The organism is Flavobacterium aquicola (genome assembly GCF_003385115.1).
GTDB classification, from domain to species: Bacteria; Bacteroidota; Bacteroidia; order Flavobacteriales; family Flavobacteriaceae; genus Flavobacterium; species Flavobacterium aquicola.
The window spans coordinates 490,059-512,743 of sequence record NZ_QUNI01000001.1; the positions used below are offsets into that span (position 1 = coordinate 490,059).

The following is a 22,685-nucleotide window of genomic DNA, read 5'->3' on the forward strand; positions in this document are numbered from 1 at the left end:
TAAACAACTTTAGCATAAAACAAAACAACTTTTAACTGAATTCTGCAATCCATATACTCAAACTAAACACCTCCATAGTACCGCTTCCAACTCCCTCACATCTTATATCTTTTAATGCAAAATTTTAAATTATACTTTTTATAGTATTATATTTATGATATTTCAAGAATCAAAAGCATTTAATAAATCAAATCTTATATATATTTGCACAAATAGAATGTAAACTATTAATGGTTTAAGATTTTCAAGAAACCGATAGCTTTACCAGAAATTGAAAACATATTACTTCTGAATGGGTTTTTTGAAAATTATTTACAGCTAAAAAAATGAGACATGAAGTAAAAAAATATAAAAATTAAATTTTAAAACATCTATTCTTTTTACTTTATGAAACAAATCTACTTTTTATTTTTTATTTGCTGCTTCAATACGTTTGCCCAACTTCCTGAAATCGATAACTCATTCAATCCAAATGACAACGGTGTTTACGATCAATACATAGGTAGGGGAAGTATTGTATTGGCAGACGGCAAATTACTGACTTTTTTAAATGAAAACAATCCTCAAATAATAAAAAGGCTAAACCAAGACGGTAGTATAGACAAAACTTTCAATCACACTGACAACAATTACTTTATTGATAATATTTTTGCAAAAACAAACGGCGATTTCGCACTAACGATAGAGAATTATAATGACATTGATAATAATTGGGCAGTAAAATATTATAATGCAGATGGTACTGTAGATAAAAATTTTAACATCCCTGTATTTAACAAATCTATTAGTGATATTATTTATCAGGAAGATAATAAAATAATTATTACAGGAAATTTTACAAAAGTTAACAATATCAACTGTGTTAATATTGTAAGACTTAATAGCGATGGCAGTATAGATAATAGCTTTACAGATGGCACTTTTTCTTCAGTTAATGGAGGATTCATAAATACAATTGCAATACAAAAAGATGGAAAATATATTGTTGGTGGCTTATTTACAATATACAACTCAATTAATAATACATATTTTAATAATATTATACGTTTAAATAATGACGGAACTATAGATTATACTTTTAATATTCTATATAAACCAGGCTTTAACGGTGTTATAAATGGTTTTGATCTTTATATCAAGAAAGTTATTGCTCAACCTGACGGGAAAATTATTGTTCAAGGAGGTGGCAATCTTTTTTCAAATGGTCTCACCTATAGCAGACAAATATCTCGATTAAATGCGAATGGTTCGATAGATACTTCTTTCAAATTTGAGAATGAGCCATCTTTATCAGATTATTTTACTATCTTTTCTTTTGCCACACAAAACGATGGCAAAATTTTTATTAATATAGATGGCATAATAAAAAAATTAAATATTGATGGCAGTTTTGATAATTCATTCAAAGATATTAATATTAATAAAGTAGATAAATCATATCACAGTAGAAACGACTTTGTGTATCTTCAAAATGACAAAATTATAGTAAACGGGAATTATCAATCACCAAATGGCATCACTAGATTTGGAATCTTTAGACTAAATCTTGATGGCAGTTTAGACTTAACCTTCAATCCTCATTCAAGTACTAATATGATGTATTATTCAACCTTTAATAGTGCTGGACCCCACAATACAGCCGTATTATCGGATGATAAAATTTTGATTTTTGGGAATTTCACTTCGTTTAATGACAATAGTTGCAATCATATATGTAAATTAACAAAAGAAGGCCTTTTTGATCCAAGCTTTAATCTAGATTCAACAATAACCTTTTCTCTTCCTGATTATTATCCAAGTTTTAATTTTTCGCTAATTAAAGCACAAAATGACAAGAAAATCCTTTTGACTCGTCCAGATCAAATTGATATTTTGGTAAATGGAATTTCAAAAAACTTCATAAGGCTTAATGAAAACGGCTCATATGACAATACATTTAATTTCCCATCTGACAGCAGTATTAGTGATTATGAAATTCAAAACGATGGTAAAATTGTAGCAATAGGTAAAGGCCCTATTTTCATGGAAAACTCAAACTACAAAGTGATCAGATTAAATATGGATGGCACATTAGATTCAACATTTAAATCCATTTTGTTTCCAACCATTTTAACTGATATTGAAATACAAAACGATGGTAAAATTTTAGTCGTACATCCTTACTATTATATTTATTCCCCAACATATCATATAAGTGAATCACTTGAAAGATTAAATCAAGATGGCTCGAAAGACATTTCATTTTTCTCGTCCAATCCTGGCGTAAATCATACAAAATTACAATCTGACGGAAATATTTTAATATCTTATACGGATAGTCATGCTACTCATCTTGGAAGAATAAATAATGACGGAACTACCGATATCTCTTTTAAAGAAATATATGGTGGTTCCGATTATTATGACAACTACAATTTAGCATTTAACGAAATATTTATTAATTCTCAGGGAAAAATTATTGTAAGACTATATAGAGATAAATATGCTATAGGTTCGATGTCAGTACCTGGAACAGAATTAAATGATATCAGGATAAATAAAAAATATGCTATACTAAATAACGATGGAAGTATAGAAATGGTTTTTGGAGATTTACTAGATACAGAAACCATACAGCAAAATCCTGATTACTTAATAGAAAGTGGTATTTTCGATAAAATTGGCAATATAAAAAAAAACAATATTGTACGATATAACATATCTAATATAGTAGATAATTGTCCAAGCGTAGACAATCTAAATCAGGAGGATTTTGACAAAGATGGTTTGGGAGATGCCTGTGATAGCGATGATGACAACGATGGAGTACTGGATATAAATGATAATTGTCCAAAAACCCCATTGAATGATAGCGTCAATAATGGCGGATGCACCTCGTTTTTGCTTCCTGTTGATAATTTTAAAGTTCGAACTTTTTCTGAGACATGCAGAAACAATAATAATGGAAAAATAGTAATCACTGCAGTAAATACTTCATATACTTACAATGTATCTATAACTAAGGACCAAATTGTCAATTCCTATACATTTAACGATTTTGTAGAAATTGCAAACTTGTCATCTGGCTATTACAATGTTTGTTTTACCATTATGGAGAAACCAGAACTAATTTTTAAAAGATGTATGGACGTGAAAATTAGTGAGCCAACTGATTTATCCGTTCTTGAAAAAATAGATAATGACACAAAATCTATTTCCCTAAAATTAACAAACGGAAAAGAATACTTTATTGATCTAAACGGGAAGTTATATACAACAAGCCAAGATGAAATTACACTACAATTAAAAGAAGGTACAAACAAATTGGAAGTTTCAACAGATAAACAATGCCAAGGCACTTACAAGAAAATGATTTTACTGTCTGATGCAATTGTAGCCTTTCCTAATCCATTTACAGACTATTTGTATGTTAATATTGGAAGTAATACAGATAAAATAGTTTCAGTAAAAATATACTCTATAGATGGAAAACTAAGACAGTCGAGAGATTTGAAAGTGACGAATGGAGCAATAGTAATAGACGGAAGTGATTTTCCAAATGGAACTTATTTAGTAAAGGTCGTAGCCGATAACGTTGAAAACAGTTATAAAATAGTAAAAAAATGAAAAAAATAGTACTCTTAACCCTTTTGAATTTCATTTTTGCCTGTAGTAGTGGAGGAGATAATGATGAACCTGTAAACGATCCAACTAGAGCTTCCCTTATCTTTCCAAATGCAAATAGTGAATGTACAGAAGGCACTAACAAAACCTCTACCGAAAGTACAATAAAGTTTGAATGGAACGCTGCGGCGAATACAGATAATTATGACTTAGTTGTAAAAAATCTTCGCAGCCAACAAAGCACAAATTATAACACAAAACAGACATATTATGAGCTAAAACTAACGAGGGGAATTGCATATTCTTGGTATGTTTTATCTAACTCAAGCAAAACTACTTCTACAGCCACGAGTGAAACTAGAAAATTTTATAATGCTTCTGAAGGAGTTAGTTCTTATGCTCCCTTTCCAGCTGAGATTGTGAGTCCTAAAAATACAGAAAACATAACTGGAACTAAAATTTCATTAGCTTGGAAAGGAAGCGATGTTGATAACGATATTTTTAGTTATACCATAACTATGGACACAATGAATCCGCCTATGCCCACTAATTCGTATAACAAAAGTAACATTACAGATAGTTTTCTAAATGATGTGCCCGTAATTCCCGGCACGACCTATTACTGGCAAATACAAACATTTGATTACAAAGGAAATAGATCTTTTTCAGAGATTTACGAATTTAAAGTAAATTAATGCTCAAAGAAATATTCAAAACAAATAATTAAAATTAAAACGAATATTCAAAAAAATCACTAAATATTATAATACCTCGCTTCTATCCTCTTTATATCTTTAATGGATTTCTTAGCCCAATCTAATCTTTTTTCCAAAATGTCTTTCTCTGTCAATTGCCAGTCGATATCTGAATTTCGCAATCGGTTCGTCAGATTCTGAATAATAATCGCTGCCGAAACCGAAATATTCAAACTCTCGGTAAAACCTACCATCGGAATCTTAAGAAAACCGTCAGCTCTGCGAATAATTTCATCTGACAATCCATCTCTTTCGGTACCAAAAAACAATGCGCTTGGCTTCGAAATATCAAAATCCTCTAGCAGGCAGTCATTTTCATGAGGCGTAGTAGCAATAATCTGGTATCCTTTATCTTTCAAAGTATCAATGCAATTCGTAACACTGTCATAAGTTGAAATATCAACCCACTTTTGCGCTCCCATTGCGATTTCTTTGTCTATTCTTTTGCCGTAACGCTCCTCAATAACATGCAGTTCCTGAATTCCAAAAACTTCACAGCTGCGCATCACTGCACTTGCATTATGCATCTGAAAAACATCTTCTACAGCAATTGTAAAATGTTTAGTACGGCTTTCAAGAACGTTCAAAAATCTTTCTTTTCGATTATCAGTTAATATATTTTCTAGAAAATTCAGGTAATCTATATCAATCATTGACTTATATTTTTTTTGCTAAAATACTAAAAAAGACTAGTTTTATAATCTAATCGATTTATAGATGAAAAAGAAATTAGTAGTCCTTACCGGAGCAGGAATCAGCGCCGAAAGCGGTATCAAAACGTTCCGTGACGGTGACGGCTTATGGGAAGGCCATAACGTTATGGATGTCGCTACTCCCGAAGGCTGGCACAAAAACTCAGCGTTGGTACTTGACTTTTACAACCAAAGACGTAAACAATTAAAAGAAGTACTGCCGAATGTAGGACACCAGATTTTGGCAGAATTAGAAAATGACTTTGACGTTTATATTATCACACAAAATGTAGATGATCTGCACGAAAGAGCAGGAAGTACAAAAATTACTCATCTGCATGGGGAACTATTAAAAGTTCGAAGTTCGGCAAATGAAAAAATTATATTAGACTGGCAGGACGATCTGAATATTGGCGATAACGATAAAAACGGTCATCAGCTACGCCCGCATATTGTTTGGTTCGGAGAGCAGGTTCCGGCTTTGGAAGACGCAATTGATTTAACAGAACAAGCTGATTATTTTGCGGTAATTGGAACTTCGCTGCAAGTATATCCTGCTGCTGGTTTAATTAATTTCACACCAAAAAGTACGCCTATTTATTATATTGACCCCAAGCCCATAAAAATTCCAAATCTTAGAAACCCACTTGAAGTAATTACAAATATCGCGTCAGAAGGAGTGAGAATTTTAAAAGAAAGGCTTCTTGCTAATCTACAGCAATAGAATAAAAGGTATTTAACAATCCCATATCAAGAACCGTACTTTGGTTATCTTCACTTTTGGTATACATTGGCTTAAATTTAGCTCCATAAATAATTTCATCAAAAGTGTAAGATGTCCGGGTCGCAACAGTGGTACTGAACATGTCATCAAAAGTTTTTATAATCACTATAATCTCACCCGAAACTGACTCAAAATCCGCAGCCAAAAAACCATCCAAAGGACTCTCGCTGGTTATCGGATGCACTAATGTCCATGCTAATGCAAGCGAATTTATTTTATGATATTCTAAATCCAATATAAAAAATTTATTAACCATTACACCATCTTCCTCCATTCGCATCCCAAGAGTCACACTTACTTCAGCATCTATGTAATTCGTATTTTTATAAGGAGCTAACCTAAACATCAATGCTTTTCCATTGTTAAAAGGAGCAATAATAGCATTATGAGAAAATTTTAAATAAATAGCTGGTTTACTAAACCGTCCAAAAAATAAACCTGTAGCGATAGCAAAACTCAGCAGTCCTATTAGTGCTTCTGCAGATGACAATGCACTGGTATAAAATCCTGTGGGGCTAACGTGTCCATAACCAACAGTTGTAAATGTCTGCGCACTAAAAAAATAAGCTTGTCCAAATTGTACCCATACACTATCGGCAGTATCAATTCCGTTAAGATGCTCGATTCCGATTCCGAAATAGAGAACGGCAAACACAAAATTTATAGAGATATAAAATAATAGCAAAATAGAAAGAAACTCCCATGAACTCATATCTAACATGGTATGATACCAGCTAATCTGATCAAAAATCCCTATACCTTTTTTAGTTGCATTTACCGATCCGTCCTTATTTATAAACCGCCCTCCCGTATTGGATGCACTGCTCCCGAAACCAGTATTTATCAGTGTTTTGGCTTTGCTATTAAATCGATGAAATAATGCCATATTTTTTTTATTAAATAGACTGCAAAATACTAATAAATCTAATGTAACAATAAATAAAAATGACACTCTAATCAGCACAAAAACATTCAATGAAAAACATTCTAACAAGAAAGTTAGAATTACATTAATAAATTGATGTTTGTAACCTAACCCTCATTATCATTATGGAATTAATCTTTACTTATTGGTGGATATTCTTAATTGTTCTATCCTTTCTTTTTTACAAATTTGTTTTACGTGTATTCTTTGGTATGGTCATCGTCCCTGAAAACAAAATTGGTCTTGTTACCAAAAAATTTGTCCTCTTTGGTTCCGAAAAATCATTACCCGATGGCAGAATCATAGCTACCAAAGGTGAAGCAGGATACCAAGCTAAAACACTTGCTCCAGGACTTTATTGGGCAATGTGGCCTTGGCAATTTTCAATAGATATGGCTTCTTTTACCATAATACCCGAAGGACACATCGGATTATTATTAAGTAAAGATGGTGCCGAAATTCCAACTGGACGTATCCTTGCGCAAAAAGTAAATTCGGATAATTTTCAGGATGCAACACTATTCCTTGACAATGGAGGCCAAAAAGGAAGACAATCAGCTTTTGTTACAACAGGATCTTACCGTATCAACACACATTTATTCGAAGTAATCATTTCCCCGCAGGTAGTCATTTCCGAAAATATGGTCGGAATTGTAACCGCAATGGATGGTGAACCCATTCCAATTGGACAGATTGCAGGTAAATTTGTTGACGGGCATAATAACTTTCAAGACATTGATCAATTCCTAAAAAATGGAGGTAATAGAGGTCTTCAGCCTCAAGTTATGCTTGCAGGTTCTTATTATATAAACTCATGGGCAGTACAAATTGAACAGACTCCGATGACAGATGTGCCTATTGGTTATGTTGGAGTTGTCATTTCCTACATAGGTGAAGACGGAAAAGACGTTACCGGCGATACTTTCAAACATGGAAATATCGTTTCTAAAGGACAACGCGGCGTTTGGCTGGAACCTTTTGGTCCAGGAAAATATGCTCTTAATAAATACACAACAAAATTAGAACCTGTTCCTACCACTAACTTAGTACTGAATTGGGCAGAAGCCAGAAGCGAATCCCACAACTTAGATAAAAACCTTTCTACAATTACGGTTCGTTCCAAAGATGGTTTCCCTTTCAATCTAGATGTATCACAAATCATTCACGTTCCAGCCAATGAAGCACCAAAAGTTATTGCACGTTTTGGAAGTATGAACAATTTGGTTTCCCAAGTATTGGAACCAACAATTGGAAACTATTTCAGAAACTCGGCTCAGGAAAGCGATGTTATTTCATTTCTTTCTACAAGAAAAGAAAGACAGGAATCAGCAAAAAACCATATCAAAATAGTTTTGGACGAATACAACGTTAATGCTGTAGATACTCTTATCGGCGATATCGTACCACCTGAATCGTTAATGAAAACATTAACAGACAGAAAAATTGCCGAAGAAGAGCAAAAAACCTATCAGACACAAAAAATGGCGCAGGAACAGCGTCAGGGAATGGAAAAAGAAACTGCTATCGCTGATATGCAAAAGGAAATCGTTAAGGCTTCGCAAAGTGTTGAAATCGCACAGCGAACAGCCGATGCTACCGTTAAAAAAGCTGAAGGAGATGCGACAAGTTTAAAACTTAACGTAAATGCAGAAGCCGAAGCTACAAAAATGCGCGCCAATGCTGAAGCTGAAGCAACAAAAGCAAGAGCAGGCGCACAAGCCGAAGCAACCAAACTGACAGCCAGTGCCGAAGCTGAAAGAATCTCCAAAACCGGTCTTGCTGAAGCTGAGAAAATTATGGCTGTTGGTAAATCTACAGCAGAAGCATACCAATTACAGGTATCTGCTATGGGCGGTGATAACTTTACGAAATATAAAATCACTGAAGAAATCGGAAAAGGAAAAATAAAAGTTATTCCTGATGTTCTGATTTCGGGAAGTAATGGAACTGATGGATCTATGAGTGGATTACTGGGGCTGAAACTTATGGAAATGATGGATACCGAGAAAACCACAACAAATAGTAACAAGAAACAATAATTAGAATTGTTGAGCTTAAAAAAAATCTGCTGTAAATCAGCAGATTTTTTTTTGTCAATACACAAAGTAATGAATGGCATTATACAACATTTAAAGTACTAATTTTTGTACGTAAAATTGTAAGTCTTATGAATTATTTTTTTGATAAAAAAAATTTAATTAAAAATTTAACAAAAATTTAAATTATTTTTATCTTAAAAAATTAAGGATTTAAAAAAAAAGTTATATTTGTTACTCCTAAATTCACTAAAAACCAACCAAATACCACTAAATTATGAATTTAAAACTATCTTTTAGTATTGTACTTCTTGTGTTTTCACAAACTTTCTTCGCTCAGGAAACCACAAACGAAACTGCAACAACAGAAACTGCTTCAACAAATATCAAATCCACTAACACAGTAGCAGCTCCCGTAGATTTTAAAAAACAAATCAAAGATTTAAAAGAACAGGAAAAAGCATATTTAGCAAAGCAGGAAGCTGATAAAAAAGCTGCCAAAATTAGAGAAGAAGCAGATAAAAAAGCAGCAGAAGAAGCCCAAAAAGCAGCAGAAAAGTCAGCAGCCCTAGCAAAAGCTGCCGAAGCCAAAGCTGCCGCTGAAGCTAAAGAAGCCACTGAAAAAGCATCTAAAAACAAAGCAATAGCAGACAAAGCTCAGGCTGAAGCCGATAAAAAAGCAGCTGAAGCGGCTAAAGACGCAGCAAACAAAGCCGCTAAAGAAGCTGCAGCAACTGCCAAAATTCAAGCAGAAGCAGATAAAAAAGCTGCAGAAGAAGCGGATAAAATCTCAAAAGAAAAGATAGCTGCTTACAAAAAAGAAGTAGATAATGCTCGCGAGGCAAAAGAAAAATTTGCGAAAGACGTTGAAAAACTTAAAAAAGAAAAAGAAGAGGCCGAGCAAAAATTAGCTGAATCAGCCAAATTAGCACTACAAAAATCAGCGCAATTGGAAGAACAAATTGCTAAAGCGCAAGCTGAAGCTGATAAAGCTGCTGCCGCTCAGGCAAAAATTGCAGCCGAAAATGCAGCCAAGAAAAATTAATCATCCAATAGCCCTACAATAAAAACCCTAACCAAATTTAAATCTAACCAATTTAAAACTGAAAAATCCGTTGAAAAACGGATTTTTTTTGATTTAAGGCTATAGAGCTACAAAACATTCTCTTTAAACTACTCTTTTTTAAAATTACCTATCTTTACAAAAAAATAAATACCATGCAGCATATAATTGACCGTTTTATAAGTTATGTCACAATAGACACCGAATCTGACCCTAATTCAAACACAACGCCTAGTACAGCTAAACAATGGGATTTAGCTAATAAATTAGCAAATGAATTAAAAAACATCGGACTAGAAGATGTTACTATAGACGACAAGGCTTATATCATGGCGACATTACCCAGCAATGTTGATCACGAAGTACCTACGATTGGATTTATTTCTCATTTTGACACTTCTCCCGACTTTTCAGGAGCGAATGTAAAACCGCAGATTATCCCAAATTATGATGGCAAAGACATTGTTTTAAATGCAGAAAAAAACATCATCCTCTCTCCTTCTTATTTCAAAGACTTATTACAATATAAAGGACAGACATTAATCACAACTGACGGAACGACCTTATTGGGAGCTGATGACAAAGCGGGTATTACAGAGATTGTAACTGCTATGGAATTCCTAGTTAAAATTCCTGAAATTAAACACGGAAAAATCAGAATCGGATTCACTCCTGATGAAGAAATTGGACGAGGAGCTCATCATTTTGACGTTGAAAAATTTGGAGCAGAATGGGCTTACACAATGGACGGCAGTCAAGTAGGAGAATTGGAATTTGAAAATTTCAACGCCGCTGGAGCTAAAATTATTTTCAAAGGAAAAAGTGTTCATCCAGGTTATGCTAAAGGAAAAATGATCAATTCCATGCTTATTGCTAATGATTTTATCAATGAACTACCAGAAGGTGAAACCCCGCAGGAAACCAGAGGATATCAAGGTTTTTTTCACGTACATCATTTATCTGGAAGTATTGAAGAAACAGTTTTGGAACTAATTATCCGTGATCATAACAAACAGAAATTTGAAAAAAGAAAAGAACTGATTCATAAAATAACTAAAAAAATCAATAAAAAATTCGCTAAGCAGTTTGGCGAAGATATTGTTATTGCAGAAGTAAACGATCAATATTACAATATGAAAGAAAAGGTTGTTCCTGTAAAACATATTGTAAATATTGCCGAAAAAGCAATGAAAGAACTTGGCATTAAACCAATCATCAAACCAATTAGAGGAGGAACTGATGGGTCTCAGTTATCTTTTAAAGGCCTGCCTTGTCCAAACATATTTGCCGGCGGTCATAATTTCCATGGAAAATACGAATATGTTCCTGTTGAAAGCATGCAGAAAGCTGTAGAAGTAATTGTACGAATTGCCGAATTGACTGCTAACGGTGACTATTTGAAAAAGTAAAACTAAAACAACTGCTATATGGACATGATTAACCATTGGGCTAATGAATTGGATATTTTGAAAGCAATTATAGCCAAAACAGCATTGGTAGAAACCAATAAATGGGGAGGCTGTGTCTATGTACTGGATAACAAAAATGTTGTCGGCGTTGGAGGTTTCAAAAAATTCTTCACACTTTGGTTTTTTAATGGTGCTTATCTCAAAGACGAGAAAAAGCATTTGGTAAATGCAAATGAAGGAGTTACCAAATCATTGCGACAATGGCGGTTTACATCCAAAGATGAAATCAATGAAGAAGAGATTCTTGCTTATATCCAAGAAGCCATTCGAAACGAAGAAGAAGGCAGAATCATCAAGCCCAAAAAAGTAAGTGAAACAGCTGTAATCCCTGATTTACTGCAAATGAAACTCGATGATAATAACCAATTGAAAAATGCATTTCTAAAGTTCAGTCCTTACAAACAAAAGGAATTCATCGAATATATTGAAACTGCCAAACGGGAAGAAACCAAACTCTCGAGAATTGAAAAAATAAAGCCCATGATTTTAGATAATATTGGTCTAAATGATAAATACAGGTAAAGAAATTTTAAAATCCAAATTACAAATCCCAAATTCCAGCACTATCGGAATTTGGGATTTTTTTATTAAAAACAATGCCGTTTTCTTGCTTCTCAATTCAAAAACGAACTCTTTAAATCAGTAAAACCTTAACATTGGAACATTAAAATATTCACTACATTTGTTAATATACCGAAAACAATTTGGTAACACTGAGATAATTTTCAGAAAAACTTCCCAATTCAGTATTGGTATAAAATTAAATAATTCCTAAAATTGCTAATTATGATAGAAAAAAAAGAAGAACTGCCCACCCCTGAAAAAGTGACACTTCCAGAATCACCATTAAATGAAAATAAAGAAGTTCCAAAGGCGGCTGTTTCTAAACCAGCACCAAAACCTAGAACAGTCAGAGCTGCCGCAGCAAAACCAGCGACTGTCAAACCATCTGTTATCAAATCTGTGGCAGCTAAACCAGTTACTACAAAACCTGCTCCAACAAAACCAGCAGCTTCAAGATCCACAGCTGTTAAAACAGCATCAAGCCCAAGCAATGCTAGTGTCACTGCGCCAACTGCAGAAATTGCAAAAACAGCTGCTGAAGAAATAAAAACAGAAAAAACTGCTGTAGTTTCTCAAGATGAGAAAAAAGATAAAAAGAATAAAAAAAACAAATCAAAAATGAAAGAAAAAGAGAAAGAGAAAAAAGCAAAAGCTAAGGCCAAAGAAAAAGCGAAAAAGAAAGCAAAAAAAGCTAAAAAAGCCAAGAAAGAAAAAGCTAAAAAAGCGAAATTGAAAGCCAAACTCAAAGAGAAAAAAGCGAAAGCAAAAGCTAAAAAAAGCAAAAAGGGCAAGAAAAAATAACAGTCTCTTATAAAAAAGAAAATCCCAAATTCCAGTTACTAAATCGGAATTTGGGATTTTTTATTGTGGTAACAGTATATGATTAAGCTTTTTTAGATAAAGTAGCGCTCAACTCCAAAGAAATTGAAGAACGCTCCATTTTTAATTTTCCAGCCATTGTTTCGATAATTACTGTTGTATCTGCAAGCTCAGCGATTTTACCGTGAATACCGCTTTTAGTAATTATTTTATCACCTACTTTTAAGCCGTTTTCAAATTCTTTTTCGTTTTTTGCTCTTTTCTGCTGTGGACGAATCATAAAAAAATAGATAACCACGAACATTAATAAAAACGGTAAAAACTGTTGTATTTGTCCCATAATTTAATTTTTAGTATTTGTTAATTGAATTTTATTCTTTTTGTTTTTTTTTGGAATTTGCTTTACATTAAGCCTCTTCCAATCTTTACTATTCTTTTCTTTCCTTCAAGTTCTTTAACCAGATTATCCAAAATTCCATTAATGAAAATACTGCTTTTAGGAGTCGAATATTCTTTGGCAAGTTCCAAATACTCATTCAAAGTTACTTTCACAGGAATAGAAGGAAATTTCAGGAACTCACAGATTGCCATTTTCAGGATAATCGTATCAATTTCGGCGATACGTTCGCTATCCCAATTTGGAGTTTTATCAATGTATTCTTTGGCTAATTCCGTTTCGTTCAAAACTGTTTTTCTAAACAAATCCTTCACATAAGCCTTATCCTCGTTGTCTTTGTATAATTTTGGAACTCTAAAATTGTCATCCTCACCTTGTTTAATAGCTTTCAGCTGTTTAACAATATGAGTATTTACCAACGGAATATCATCAATCCAAGTCAGTTTATCATCTTCTAGATAATCATACAATTTTTCGTTTGGAACAATAATATCCGAAAATATATCAACAATAAAATCTTTATCTTCTTCAAAAGTATTCACTCGATTGCTCATGTATTTTGCATACACATCACTTTCTTTAATTGCATTCAGCAGTAAAATAATATAATCATCATTCAGAGCCCAATTGTTGATCGAACGATTTTCTAAAGCAATACTAAGGGAATTGTTTTCGGCAAGAATTTGAAAAATACTGTTTTTAATGAATTTTTCATTCGGATTGCGTTCTTCTTTGGTTGCCAAGTGTTTTTGGCTTGAAAGGTGTAAAAAGACAGTTTCTTTTTTACAGATTTCAATCAGTGAAGAAAGCATGGTAAGGTATAAATCTTGAATGGCGTCAATACTATGCATAAGGAATTTTTCCTCTTTTTCTAAATTATCAGACCCATTCTGATGCATTGCATAAATGGATTGCATGACTTTAACGCGGATGTGTCTTCTGTTTACCACCTTGTAAGAACTTTTAAAATTAAGTCTGCAAAATTAATACTTTCCTCTCTTAAATGAAAATTTATAGCCGTTTAATTTAAATCTTCAAAACTTCAAGTACTCTACGTAATCATAATCTCATTTTTTAGGAGCAGAACATTGGTAGATTTCAAGAAGCATTGCTCCCGCTATCCGTTTCAATTCCCGATCAAGAAAAACTACGGCTAAAAAAGCCTTGTTTTCTAAATCGGGAGATTTACACTACTATCGGGGCTAAAGCGACAGCATTTTATTTTCATAATTAATTACATTCAAAAATCATATAAAAATTATGATTGTCCGTAATTCATAATATGGTCTATAATATTAAAAAATATACTTTGCGTCTTAGCGCCTTTGCGTGAAATTAGGCTCGCAAAGTCGCAGAGACGTAAAGAACAGTAAGTGTTTAGGTTTGTAAAAAACATTCGATAACTTATCTATTATGAGGTACTAGTCACGGATAGTCATATAAAAAAATCAGTTCCAAAATATTCAAAAAATATCCTAGAACTGATTTAAAAAAATTATAAACTAATTTTTAATTATTTAGCATTTTCTATTTTTCTCAAATCAATACGGTTTTGAGCAATAGTTAAAGCCGCTTGATGAGTCGTTATACCATTTGCAATAGCGTAATCAAAAATCTCTAATGTAGTATTGTAAATATTTTCAGTTCGGCGCATTGCTTCAGCTTTGTCATAATGTTCAATTTCAGCATAAACATTGATAATTCCGCCAGCGTTAATCAAGAAATCAGGAGCATAAAGAATGCCTCTTTCCTGCAAAATCAATCCATGTGTATTCTCGTTTGCCAATTGGTTATTAGCAGCACCGGCAATCACTTTTGCTTTAATTTTATCTACTGTATTGTCATTGATAGTTGCTCCCATCGCACAAGGTGCATAGATATCAACATCGGCACTATACAAATCCTCTCCAGTAAATATCTGTGCATTATATTTAGAAGCTACTTGATATAATTTTTCTTCATTGATATCAGTGATAAAAACCTGTGCTCCTTCTTTTGTCAAATATTCAACCAAAGTTTCTCCTACGTGTCCAATTCCTTGAACCAATACTTTTTTCCCTTCTAATTTTTCGGAACCAAACTGCTGTTTTGCTGCTGCTTTCATCCCCATGTATACACCAAAAGCTGTAACAGGCGATGGATTTCCAGATCCGCCTCTTTCTTCAGAAATACCAGTAACATAAGGAGTCACATCTCTTACAATATCCATATCGGCAGTTTCCATTCCAACATCTTCTGCTGTAATATATCTTCCGCTAAGCGAGTGTACAAACTCACCAAACTTACGCATCAATTCAGGTGTTTTCTGAGTTTTGGCATCACCAATAATTACTGCTTTACCGCCGCCAATATTCAATCCGGTAATAGCCGCTTTATAAGTCATCCCTCGTGAAAGACGCAGAACATCATTCAAAGCTTCCCATTCATTAGCATAATTAAACATTCGGGTTCCTCCCAAAGCCGGTCCCATAACCGAATTATGAATACCAATAATTGCTTTTAATCCTGTATCTTTGTCATTGCAGAAAACAATTTGCTCATGACCATTAAAAGACAATTGTCCGAAAACAGGATCCATTTTTTGAAGATCTTTACCAGTTGTAACAGTAGCATTCATAATACTATTTTTATTAGTTAAAAAATACGAATTTGTTAAAAATACACTTCAAACATACGTAAAAAATAAATATACATTTAAAAAAATTACTTAAAAATAAATATTCAATAATAATTATCGAAATATTTATCTCAATACAATTGTTAAAATTTAGACATTAAACAAAGAACAAAATCAATTCCATACTGAATCCTCATAAAATGAAAGAATTACGCTATTTAAATAAATATTTTATCAAATATAAATTCAGCTTTTTACTTGGTATAATTATCACCATAATCGCACAAATATTTTCTTTATTTACCCCAAAACTCATTAGCAAATCATTTAATGAAATAGAAGCTTTCTCCAAAAGCGGCGCAGCTGATTCCAGCACAATAAGCCAGCAGCTGATTTCTAATATTTTACTAATTATTGCTACTACAATCGTTGCAGGATTTTTGACATTCCTCATGAGACAGACACTCATTGTAATGTCACGCCATATTGAATTTGACTTAAAGAATGAAGTTTTCCATCAGTACGAAATGCTTTCTCAGAATTTTTACAAACAAAACAGAACCGGCGATTTAATGAACCGAATCAGTGAGGATGTTTCCAAAGTGCGCATGTATGTGGGACCAGCCGTTATGTATTCGATAAACACCTTTATCCGCTTTGCGATCGTGATTGGGTATATGTATAATGTTTCGCCAAGACTAACTTTATATACAATACTGCCATTGCCTATATTGTCTTACTGCATTTTTAAATTGAGTTCAGAAATCAATAAACGTTCGACCACCTTTCAGCAGTATTTATCAAAAGTATCGAGTTATACCCAAGAAGTTTTTTCCGGAATCAGAGTTATAAAAGCATATTCATTAGAGAATCAGCATCAGGACAATATTGCCGATTTGGCCAATGAAAGCAAAAGCAAAAGTTTGAGTCTTGCCAAAGTACAGGCGCTGTTTGGACCGCTGATGATTGCATTGATTGGTGTGAGTAACTTGGTGGTGATTTATTTTGGAGGTTTAATGTACATAAATGGCACCATCAAAAGCATAGGAACAATTGCCGAGTTCATCTTATATGTCAACATGCTGACTTGGCCGGTTGCTTCATTGGGATGGGTTTCCTCTATGGTTCAGGAAGCGGAAGCTTCGCAGAAAAGGCTCAATGAATTCTTGAAAATTGTTCCCGAAATACAGAACAAAAACCCAAACAGTTCTAAAATTGAAGGAAATATTGCATTCAGCAATGTAAGTTTCACCTATGAAGACACAAATATAAAAGCACTTCAAAATGTTAGTTTTACAGTAAATAAAGGAGAAACTTTGGCGATTTTAGGAAAAACCGGTTCAGGGAAATCGACGATTCTAGCACTGCTCTCCCGTCTTTATGATGTTACAAGCGGAAAGATTCTGATTGACAATAATGAAATCAGCCAAGTCAATTTATTCGATTTAAGAAATAATATTGGTGCTGTACCGCAAGATGCTTTTTTATTCTCGGATACTATCAAAAACAATATAAAATTCGGAAAAGAAGATGCCACAGATAACGAAGTAGAATCGGCAGCAAAAAATGCTGTTGTCCATGACAATATCATAGGTTTTAAGAATGGCTATGAAACGATATTGGGTGAAAGAGGGATTACACTCTCCGGCGGCCAAAAACAGCGTGTATCTATTGCCAGAGCCATTATAAAAAATCCACCCATCTTACTTTTTGACGATTGCTTGTCAGCAGTAGATACGGAGACCGAAGAAGCGATTCTGAACAACCTTTACCAAATATGTAAAGATAAAACTACCATAATTGTAAGTCATAGAGTATCATCTGCAAAAAATGCCGACAGAATCATCATTCTTGAGAACGGAAGGATTATCGAACAAGGTTCTCATAATCAATTAATAAACTCAGGAGGGTATTATGCAGCCCTTCATTTGAAACAACTTTCAGAAAAAGAATTGCTTTAATTGTTGGATAATACATATATTTTTATGATTTTTGATTGCTATTAAATAAAAAATGACGAAAAGATTATGAGAGAAAATGACATGTTAGAAAAAGAAGAAATATTCTCAAAAGTTTTAAGAGCTGGAAGAAGAACCTATTTCTTTGATGTTAGAGCTACCAAAGCTGATGATTATTATATTACGATTACCGAAAGTAAAAAATTCACAGAAGAAGACGGTTCTTTTCATTTTAAAAAGCACAAAATCTATTTATACAAAGAAGATTTTACTGCATTTTCAGAAATTTTAGAAGACATGACTTCTTATGTTTTAAACCACAAAGGTGAAGAAGTAATCTCTGAAAGACACCAAAAAGATTTCAAAAAAGAATATGCTTTAGAAAAAGCAGACGAAGAAAGTGTACCAAGCACTTCTAGTTTTACAGATATCGATTTTGACGATATTTAATCAATAGATAAAATCAAAAAGAGGCTGCCTAATTTTTAGACAGCCTCTTTTTTTGCGTTTAATTTAACCGCGACGTTCGCAGTCAAAAAAACGCAAGGATCGCAAAGTCCTGTATTCTTTGCATAAAACCTTGCGAAATTTGCGGTTGTATCTTTACAATTCTTTCCTGAAAGTCTTTCTTCGGCAGTGAATCACTGGATTAAAGTTTTTCCAAATCAGCTGAATGGCTATATTATCAGACAACTCGGGTGTTCTGAAACAATTTTCAATTCCGTTTTCAGTAAAGGTTTTATGATATTCATTAAAAATAACTGCCGTTACACCTTTATTCTGATATTCGGGATGAACTCCAATAAGATAAAAAATCACGTCTTTACTGCTTCGTTTCGCTTTTAATAAATGTAAAAAACCAAAAGGAAATAATTTCCCATTGGCTTTTTGAAGTGCCTTGGAAAAACTAGGCATCACAATGGCAAATGCCACAAGATTGCCATCTTTATCCTCAACATATTTTATATATTCAGGATTGATAAAACTGATGTATTTTTTCTTGAAATATTCTTTCTGAACATCAGATATAGCAACGAATGAAGACAGTTTAGCATACGATTCGTTAAATAAATCAAACATTTTATCCACATAAGGCATTACATCCTTGGTCGATTTAAAATTAATCGGTTTAAGCTGGTATCTTTTTTTAACTAACTCATTGATCTTTTCAAAAAATTCCGGCTTGGCATTCGCAAACGGAAATTTATTTTCTACATATTCCTTCTCAGTAACGTATCCTAATTGTTCAAAATGCTGAGCGTAATAAGGATGATTGTACCAAGTAATCATGGTTCCTAGTTCATCAAAACCTTCTGTTAAAACACCAACTTTGTCCAGATTTGAAAATCCCATCGGGCCTTCTACATATTCCAGATTATTTTTTCGGCCGGTTTCATATACTTTTTCAAGCAGTGCTTTTGTCACCTCAATATCATCGATAACATCAAACCAGCCAAAACGGACTTTGCTTTTTTCCTGCTTATTCACCTCATCCCAATTGATGATTACAGCAATCCTGCCAACGATAATATTGTTTTTACGGGCTAAATAAAAAGCAGCCTCGGCACTTTCAAAAGCGGGATTTTTAGTCTTATCAAATGTGGCCAGTTCATCTGAAATTATTGGAGGAACCCAATATGCATTGCCTTTGTATAAAGAAAAAGGAAATTTTATAAATTCTGTTAACTCGTTTTTGGTCTTAGCTTCTTGTATGGTAATCATTGCTGTTATTATGGAATATTTTACTTATTTGTTTTTTTACCCATTATTTTTTCGTTTTCTTCTTCTTTGCTTAAAAGACGTACCTCTTTGTAACGTCCATCATATCTCCATGATACGCCCACACCTCCATAAAGCATTGAAGGAGTATCTTTAAAATTGGTACTTATTGAAGCGTCAACTTGAAGGTTTTTATTAATTAAATAGGCAGCACCGCCGCGAACAATGGCATCACTGTAAAAATCGCTTTTTATACCTTGATTTTCTACAAAAGCAGACCAGTTTTTATTAATCCCTTTTGTCAATGTCAAAATATAACTCAAGCTGGGATAATCTGTAGCAATATAATTGTAAAGGACATTAGTTACAAATACCCATGAGCCGTCACCTAAATGATTTTGCAGAATCAAGCCTACTTTTGGAGAGATTTCAGAGTCAGGAGAAAAATAAAAAGGGTTGTTTTTACCTGTAAAATTAGCTCCGGCAAAAACCGCAACAGCAGGAATGATCTGATGCCAGTTGAATTTGTTATTAGCTTTCCAGCTATAAATATTCGCTTCTTTCTTATAGCCTTTATTAGGGTCGTAAATCAAATATTTGGCTCCTAATACTGATTGTTTAAAATCGGCTCTGTCATCAATCATCATTGGATAATTGAAGGTCTCATATACGTACTGAATATCTGCAATAAATTCTAAATTTTCCAGAAATGCCCCATACCGCAATTCCATATCGACCCCAAAGCCATTTGCATTATATCTCGCCAAATCATGGCTTTCTTTGATACCAAACACACCCGTTTCTACCTGTATAACGGTTTTTCCCACCGCGAATGCCGACATAGATTCTCCCGGTCTATTGGAGTTAATTTCATCGGTATGCTGTCCATAATGTGCTAGTGGAATTAAAAAAAGAATGGCAAAAAGTGCGTTTTTGATATTGAACATATTGATTTATTTGAGTGAGAAAGTATAACGTGTTTCAAATGTACTATATTTTATTATAACTATCATTTAGTTAAAATTCCTTACACATATTCGTTTAAAAAGGCAAGCAGCTTTTGCGTAGCTTTACCGCGATGGCTTATAGTATTTTTTGTTTCTAATGAAAGCTGAGCAAATGTTTCCAGATATCCTTCAGGTTTAAAAATTGGATCATACCCAAAACCTTGATCTCCTATTTTTTCTTTAGTGATTTCACCGCGGGCTATTCCTGCGAAAAGATGCTGTTCTCCTTTTATATTTAATGCAATGACCGTCTTAAACTGAGCCTTTCTACTGTCTTTATTTTCTAAATTCAAAAGCAATTTATCCATATTATCCTCAGCCGATTTTTGCTCGCCGGCATATCGTGCCGAAAAAACTCCAGGTTCACCGTCTAAAGCATCTACTTCCAGTCCCGTATCATCGGCAAAACAATCGTAACCGAATTTTTGAGTAACGTAATTTGCTTTCAAGACAGCATTTCCCTCAATAGTATTGGCAGTTTCCGGAATATCTTCATAACAGCCGATGCTTTCCAGACTTATAATTTCAATGCTTGGTGGCAACATGCTTTGTATTTCTCTAATTTTATTTTTGTTATTGGTAGCAAAAACGATTTTCATACTGAAAGAATTAAATAATAAGCCAAAAATACGTTTTTGTGACTAACTTATGAAAGAAACATTTATTTGTTTAAAGCCTTATTCTGCATTATTTTTACCATTCAAATAATTCAATCCAATAGAAATTATGATTATAGATTTTATAGAAAATTCCGCGCGGTACGAAGCGATACATCCATCATTTAAAATTGCTTTTGATTATTTAAAGCAAGATGACAAAGACGCTTTGGATGGTTTAATCGATGAAAGCGCAGGCGTGAAAATGTTTGCTTACAAAGGAGAAGGTAAAAGCAAAGAAAAAAGTCTGGAAACTTTTGAGTGCCATGACAAAAATATTGATATTCAGTTCTGCATCAATGGAAATGAAGGCTTTTTCTGGAAACCAAGAGCGAAATGTACTCTTCCAAACGGAGATTACAATACTGAAAAAGACGTTCGTTTCTTTAACGACAAACCTGATACTTACTTTGAACTGCAGGCAAATCAATTCGTGATATTTTTTCCGGAAGATGTACATGCACCCATGATCAGCGAAAATGATCTGGATAAGATTGTAGTGAAAGTATTAGTGTAAAAAACATTTTAACATTATACTTTTGACTAAAAACATTTGTTAGGTTAAAATATCGTTAAAATACATATTTTCAACGATTTAAATAAAATAAATTGTAAATTTGATTGTGGTTTTGATTAATTACTTGAGATATAATATCACAAATATTTAGTATTAGAAAAAGTATCTCAATAGTCAGCTATACCGAATTATAGTAACGTATAAGTTAGATAATGATAAATCAGAACGACAAAGGGAAGAGGGCTTTTAAAAGCCCTCTTTTTTTATTCAAAAAATCGTAATTTTAAATCACACTAGTTATCGCAGATCGACAGCTGACAAAATCAATATCAAAATTTTAGGCAATGGATACGCATTCCCTTTACACTTCAACTTTAAAATTAATTCCCAGTCAGATGATTTTCGCATCAGCAGAGACTATCCCAATAATTAATCCAGAAATTACAAAACGGCTTGAAAACAATTTAGGCTTGGCTTTTATCAATCAAAAAGAGCAGCAGGGAAATATCTGCTTTGCCTTAAGTGAAGAAGTTCGTTCAGAATTTAAGGAAACATTCACCGCCAAAGATGTATTCAGCTTTATTTACGCACTCATTCATTCGTCAATTTATAGAGAAAAACAGAAAGGGATTTTCCCAGCAGACTTATTAGACATTACTAATCAGGAAAAATTCTGGAAGCTGTCACATTTAGGCCGAGATTTAAGAAAAATTCATTTTTTAGATAATGATTTAATCGATCAGAACGGTATACAATTTCCCATAGACGGCGATAACATAGTTAAAGAAATAAAATTTGAAAAATCTACAAAATCTGTTCTGTTTTCAAATTCCGCTCCTGAGGTTATGAATTATCCCAATGAAAACCTAGGAAAGATATACATCAACAAAAATCAATATTTTGACAATGTCCCAGAAGAGGTCTGGAATTTTTGCATTAGCGATTTCCTGCCTGCTCAAAAATTCCTCAACGAACGAAAAGAACAGGAACTAACCCATGAAGACATCTCACAATACCAAAAAATAATTTCGGCTTTAACTGAAACAGTCCTGATTATAAAAAAAATTGATAAATTAGTTATTTAGTCTTTTCTTTGAAATTAAT

At 33.3% G+C, this 22,685-nt stretch carries 20 protein-coding genes; 12 read left to right on the top strand and 8 right to left on the bottom strand.

Annotation, left to right across the window (positions count from 1 at the left end; translation table 11 throughout):
* Positions 1-387: 387 nt before the first annotated feature.
* Positions 388-3,606, top strand: a complete 3,219-nt coding sequence (locus C8P67_RS01955) for a T9SS type A sorting domain-containing protein (RefSeq protein WP_115809812.1) — start codon at positions 388-390, stop codon at positions 3,604-3,606.
* Positions 3,603-4,298, top strand: coding sequence for a hypothetical protein (locus C8P67_RS01960; RefSeq protein ID WP_115809814.1), 696 nt, complete (start codon positions 3,603-3,605; stop codon positions 4,296-4,298). Before C8P67_RS01955 ends, C8P67_RS01960 begins: the two co-directional genes overlap by 4 nt.
* Positions 4,299-4,357: 59 nt before the next feature.
* Here the strand turns inward: C8P67_RS01960 and C8P67_RS01965 are convergent, their stop codons facing one another.
* Positions 4,358-5,011, bottom strand: coding sequence for a TrmH family RNA methyltransferase (locus tag C8P67_RS01965; RefSeq protein WP_115809816.1), 654 nt, complete (start codon positions 5,009-5,011; stop codon positions 4,358-4,360).
* 64 nt (positions 5,012-5,075) lie between these two features.
* Here C8P67_RS01965 and C8P67_RS01970 point away from each other — a divergent pair, with 64 nt between their 5' ends.
* Entirely contained in the window at positions 5,076-5,774 is a 699-nt protein-coding gene (locus C8P67_RS01970) for an SIR2 family NAD-dependent protein deacylase (RefSeq protein WP_115809818.1), read from the top strand.
* Here the strand turns inward: C8P67_RS01970 and C8P67_RS01975 are convergent.
* A complete protein-coding gene (locus tag C8P67_RS01975) occupies positions 5,758-6,720 on the bottom strand; it encodes an ion channel (RefSeq protein WP_115809820.1) in 963 nt (320 codons plus the stop codon). The genes C8P67_RS01970 and C8P67_RS01975 overlap by 17 nt on opposite strands.
* A gap of 164 nt (positions 6,721-6,884) precedes the next feature.
* On the opposite strand from C8P67_RS01975, the gene C8P67_RS01980 reads away from it, so the two are divergent.
* The 5 genes from C8P67_RS01980 to C8P67_RS21935 all read left to right on the top strand — a co-directional run bounded on the left by C8P67_RS01980 (position 6,885) and on the right by C8P67_RS21935 (position 12,692).
* Positions 6,885-8,798 carry an SPFH domain-containing protein gene (locus tag C8P67_RS01980; RefSeq protein WP_115809822.1) on the top strand — a complete coding sequence of 638 codons (1,914 nt, stop codon included), beginning with the start codon at positions 6,885-6,887 and terminating at the stop codon, positions 8,796-8,798.
* A gap of 274 nt (positions 8,799-9,072) precedes the next feature.
* Positions 9,073-9,840 (top strand): hypothetical protein, encoded by a 768-nt coding sequence (locus C8P67_RS21930; protein WP_147298184.1) that lies wholly within the window; start codon positions 9,073-9,075, stop codon positions 9,838-9,840.
* Between the two features lie 173 nt (positions 9,841-10,013).
* Positions 10,014-11,267, top strand: coding sequence for a peptidase T (gene pepT / locus C8P67_RS01990; RefSeq protein WP_115809826.1), 1,254 nt, complete (start codon positions 10,014-10,016; stop codon positions 11,265-11,267).
* A gap of 18 nt (positions 11,268-11,285) precedes the next feature.
* On the top strand, positions 11,286-11,849 hold the full coding sequence (locus C8P67_RS01995; RefSeq protein WP_115809828.1) for a YdeI/OmpD-associated family protein: 564 nt from the start codon (positions 11,286-11,288) through the stop codon (positions 11,847-11,849).
* A gap of 264 nt (positions 11,850-12,113) precedes the next feature.
* Positions 12,114-12,692 carry a hypothetical protein gene (locus C8P67_RS21935; RefSeq protein WP_147298185.1) on the top strand — a complete coding sequence of 193 codons (579 nt, stop codon included), beginning with the start codon at positions 12,114-12,116 and terminating at the stop codon, positions 12,690-12,692.
* Between the two features lie 82 nt (positions 12,693-12,774).
* Here C8P67_RS21935 and yajC read toward each other — a convergent pair whose 3' ends face one another.
* The 3 genes from yajC to C8P67_RS02015 all read right to left on the bottom strand — a co-directional run bounded on the left by yajC (position 12,775) and on the right by C8P67_RS02015 (position 15,724).
* Entirely contained in the window at positions 12,775-13,050 is a 276-nt protein-coding gene (gene yajC, locus C8P67_RS02005; protein WP_115809830.1) for a preprotein translocase subunit YajC, read from the bottom strand.
* A 62-nt stretch (positions 13,051-13,112) separates the two neighbouring features.
* A complete protein-coding gene (gene nusB / locus C8P67_RS02010) occupies positions 13,113-14,024 on the bottom strand; it encodes a transcription antitermination factor NusB (RefSeq protein WP_115810109.1) in 912 nt (303 codons plus the stop codon).
* Between the two features lie 596 nt (positions 14,025-14,620).
* Positions 14,621-15,724 (bottom strand): Glu/Leu/Phe/Val family dehydrogenase, encoded by a 1,104-nt coding sequence (locus C8P67_RS02015; protein WP_115809832.1) that lies wholly within the window; start codon positions 15,722-15,724, stop codon positions 14,621-14,623.
* Positions 15,725-15,924: 200 nt separating this feature from the next.
* Between C8P67_RS02015 and C8P67_RS02020 the strand changes: the two genes are divergently transcribed.
* Complete coding sequence (locus C8P67_RS02020; protein ID WP_115809834.1) at positions 15,925-17,685, top strand: ABC transporter ATP-binding protein; 1,761 nt, start codon at positions 15,925-15,927, stop codon at positions 17,683-17,685.
* Between the two features lie 66 nt (positions 17,686-17,751).
* Positions 17,752-18,132: a PUR family DNA/RNA-binding protein gene (locus C8P67_RS02025; protein WP_115809836.1), complete on the top strand. Its 381-nt coding sequence runs from the start codon at positions 17,752-17,754 to the stop codon at positions 18,130-18,132.
* Positions 18,133-18,285: 153 nt separating this feature from the next.
* Here the strand turns inward: C8P67_RS02025 and C8P67_RS02030 are convergent, their stop codons facing one another.
* From C8P67_RS02030 to C8P67_RS02040, 3 genes are all read right to left on the bottom strand, one after another.
* Positions 18,286-19,404, bottom strand: a complete 1,119-nt coding sequence (locus C8P67_RS02030; protein WP_115809838.1) for a GTP cyclohydrolase — start codon at positions 19,402-19,404, stop codon at positions 18,286-18,288.
* 20 nt (positions 19,405-19,424) lie between these two features.
* Positions 19,425-20,348, bottom strand: coding sequence for a transporter (locus tag C8P67_RS02035; protein WP_115809840.1), 924 nt, complete (start codon positions 20,346-20,348; stop codon positions 19,425-19,427).
* Positions 20,349-20,428: 80 nt separating this feature from the next.
* Positions 20,429-21,007: a non-canonical purine NTP diphosphatase gene (locus C8P67_RS02040; RefSeq protein WP_115809842.1), complete on the bottom strand. Its 579-nt coding sequence runs from the start codon at positions 21,005-21,007 to the stop codon at positions 20,429-20,431.
* A gap of 127 nt (positions 21,008-21,134) precedes the next feature.
* Between C8P67_RS02040 and C8P67_RS02045 the strand changes: the two genes are divergently transcribed.
* Together C8P67_RS02045 and C8P67_RS02050 are read left to right on the top strand one after the other, a co-directional pair.
* Positions 21,135-21,581: a YhcH/YjgK/YiaL family protein gene (locus tag C8P67_RS02045; RefSeq protein WP_115809844.1), complete on the top strand. Its 447-nt coding sequence runs from the start codon at positions 21,135-21,137 to the stop codon at positions 21,579-21,581.
* Between the two features lie 344 nt (positions 21,582-21,925).
* Positions 21,926-22,666 carry a type ISP restriction/modification enzyme gene (locus C8P67_RS02050; protein WP_115809846.1) on the top strand — a complete coding sequence of 247 codons (741 nt, stop codon included), beginning with the start codon at positions 21,926-21,928 and terminating at the stop codon, positions 22,664-22,666.
* Positions 22,667-22,685 lie beyond the last annotated feature (19 nt).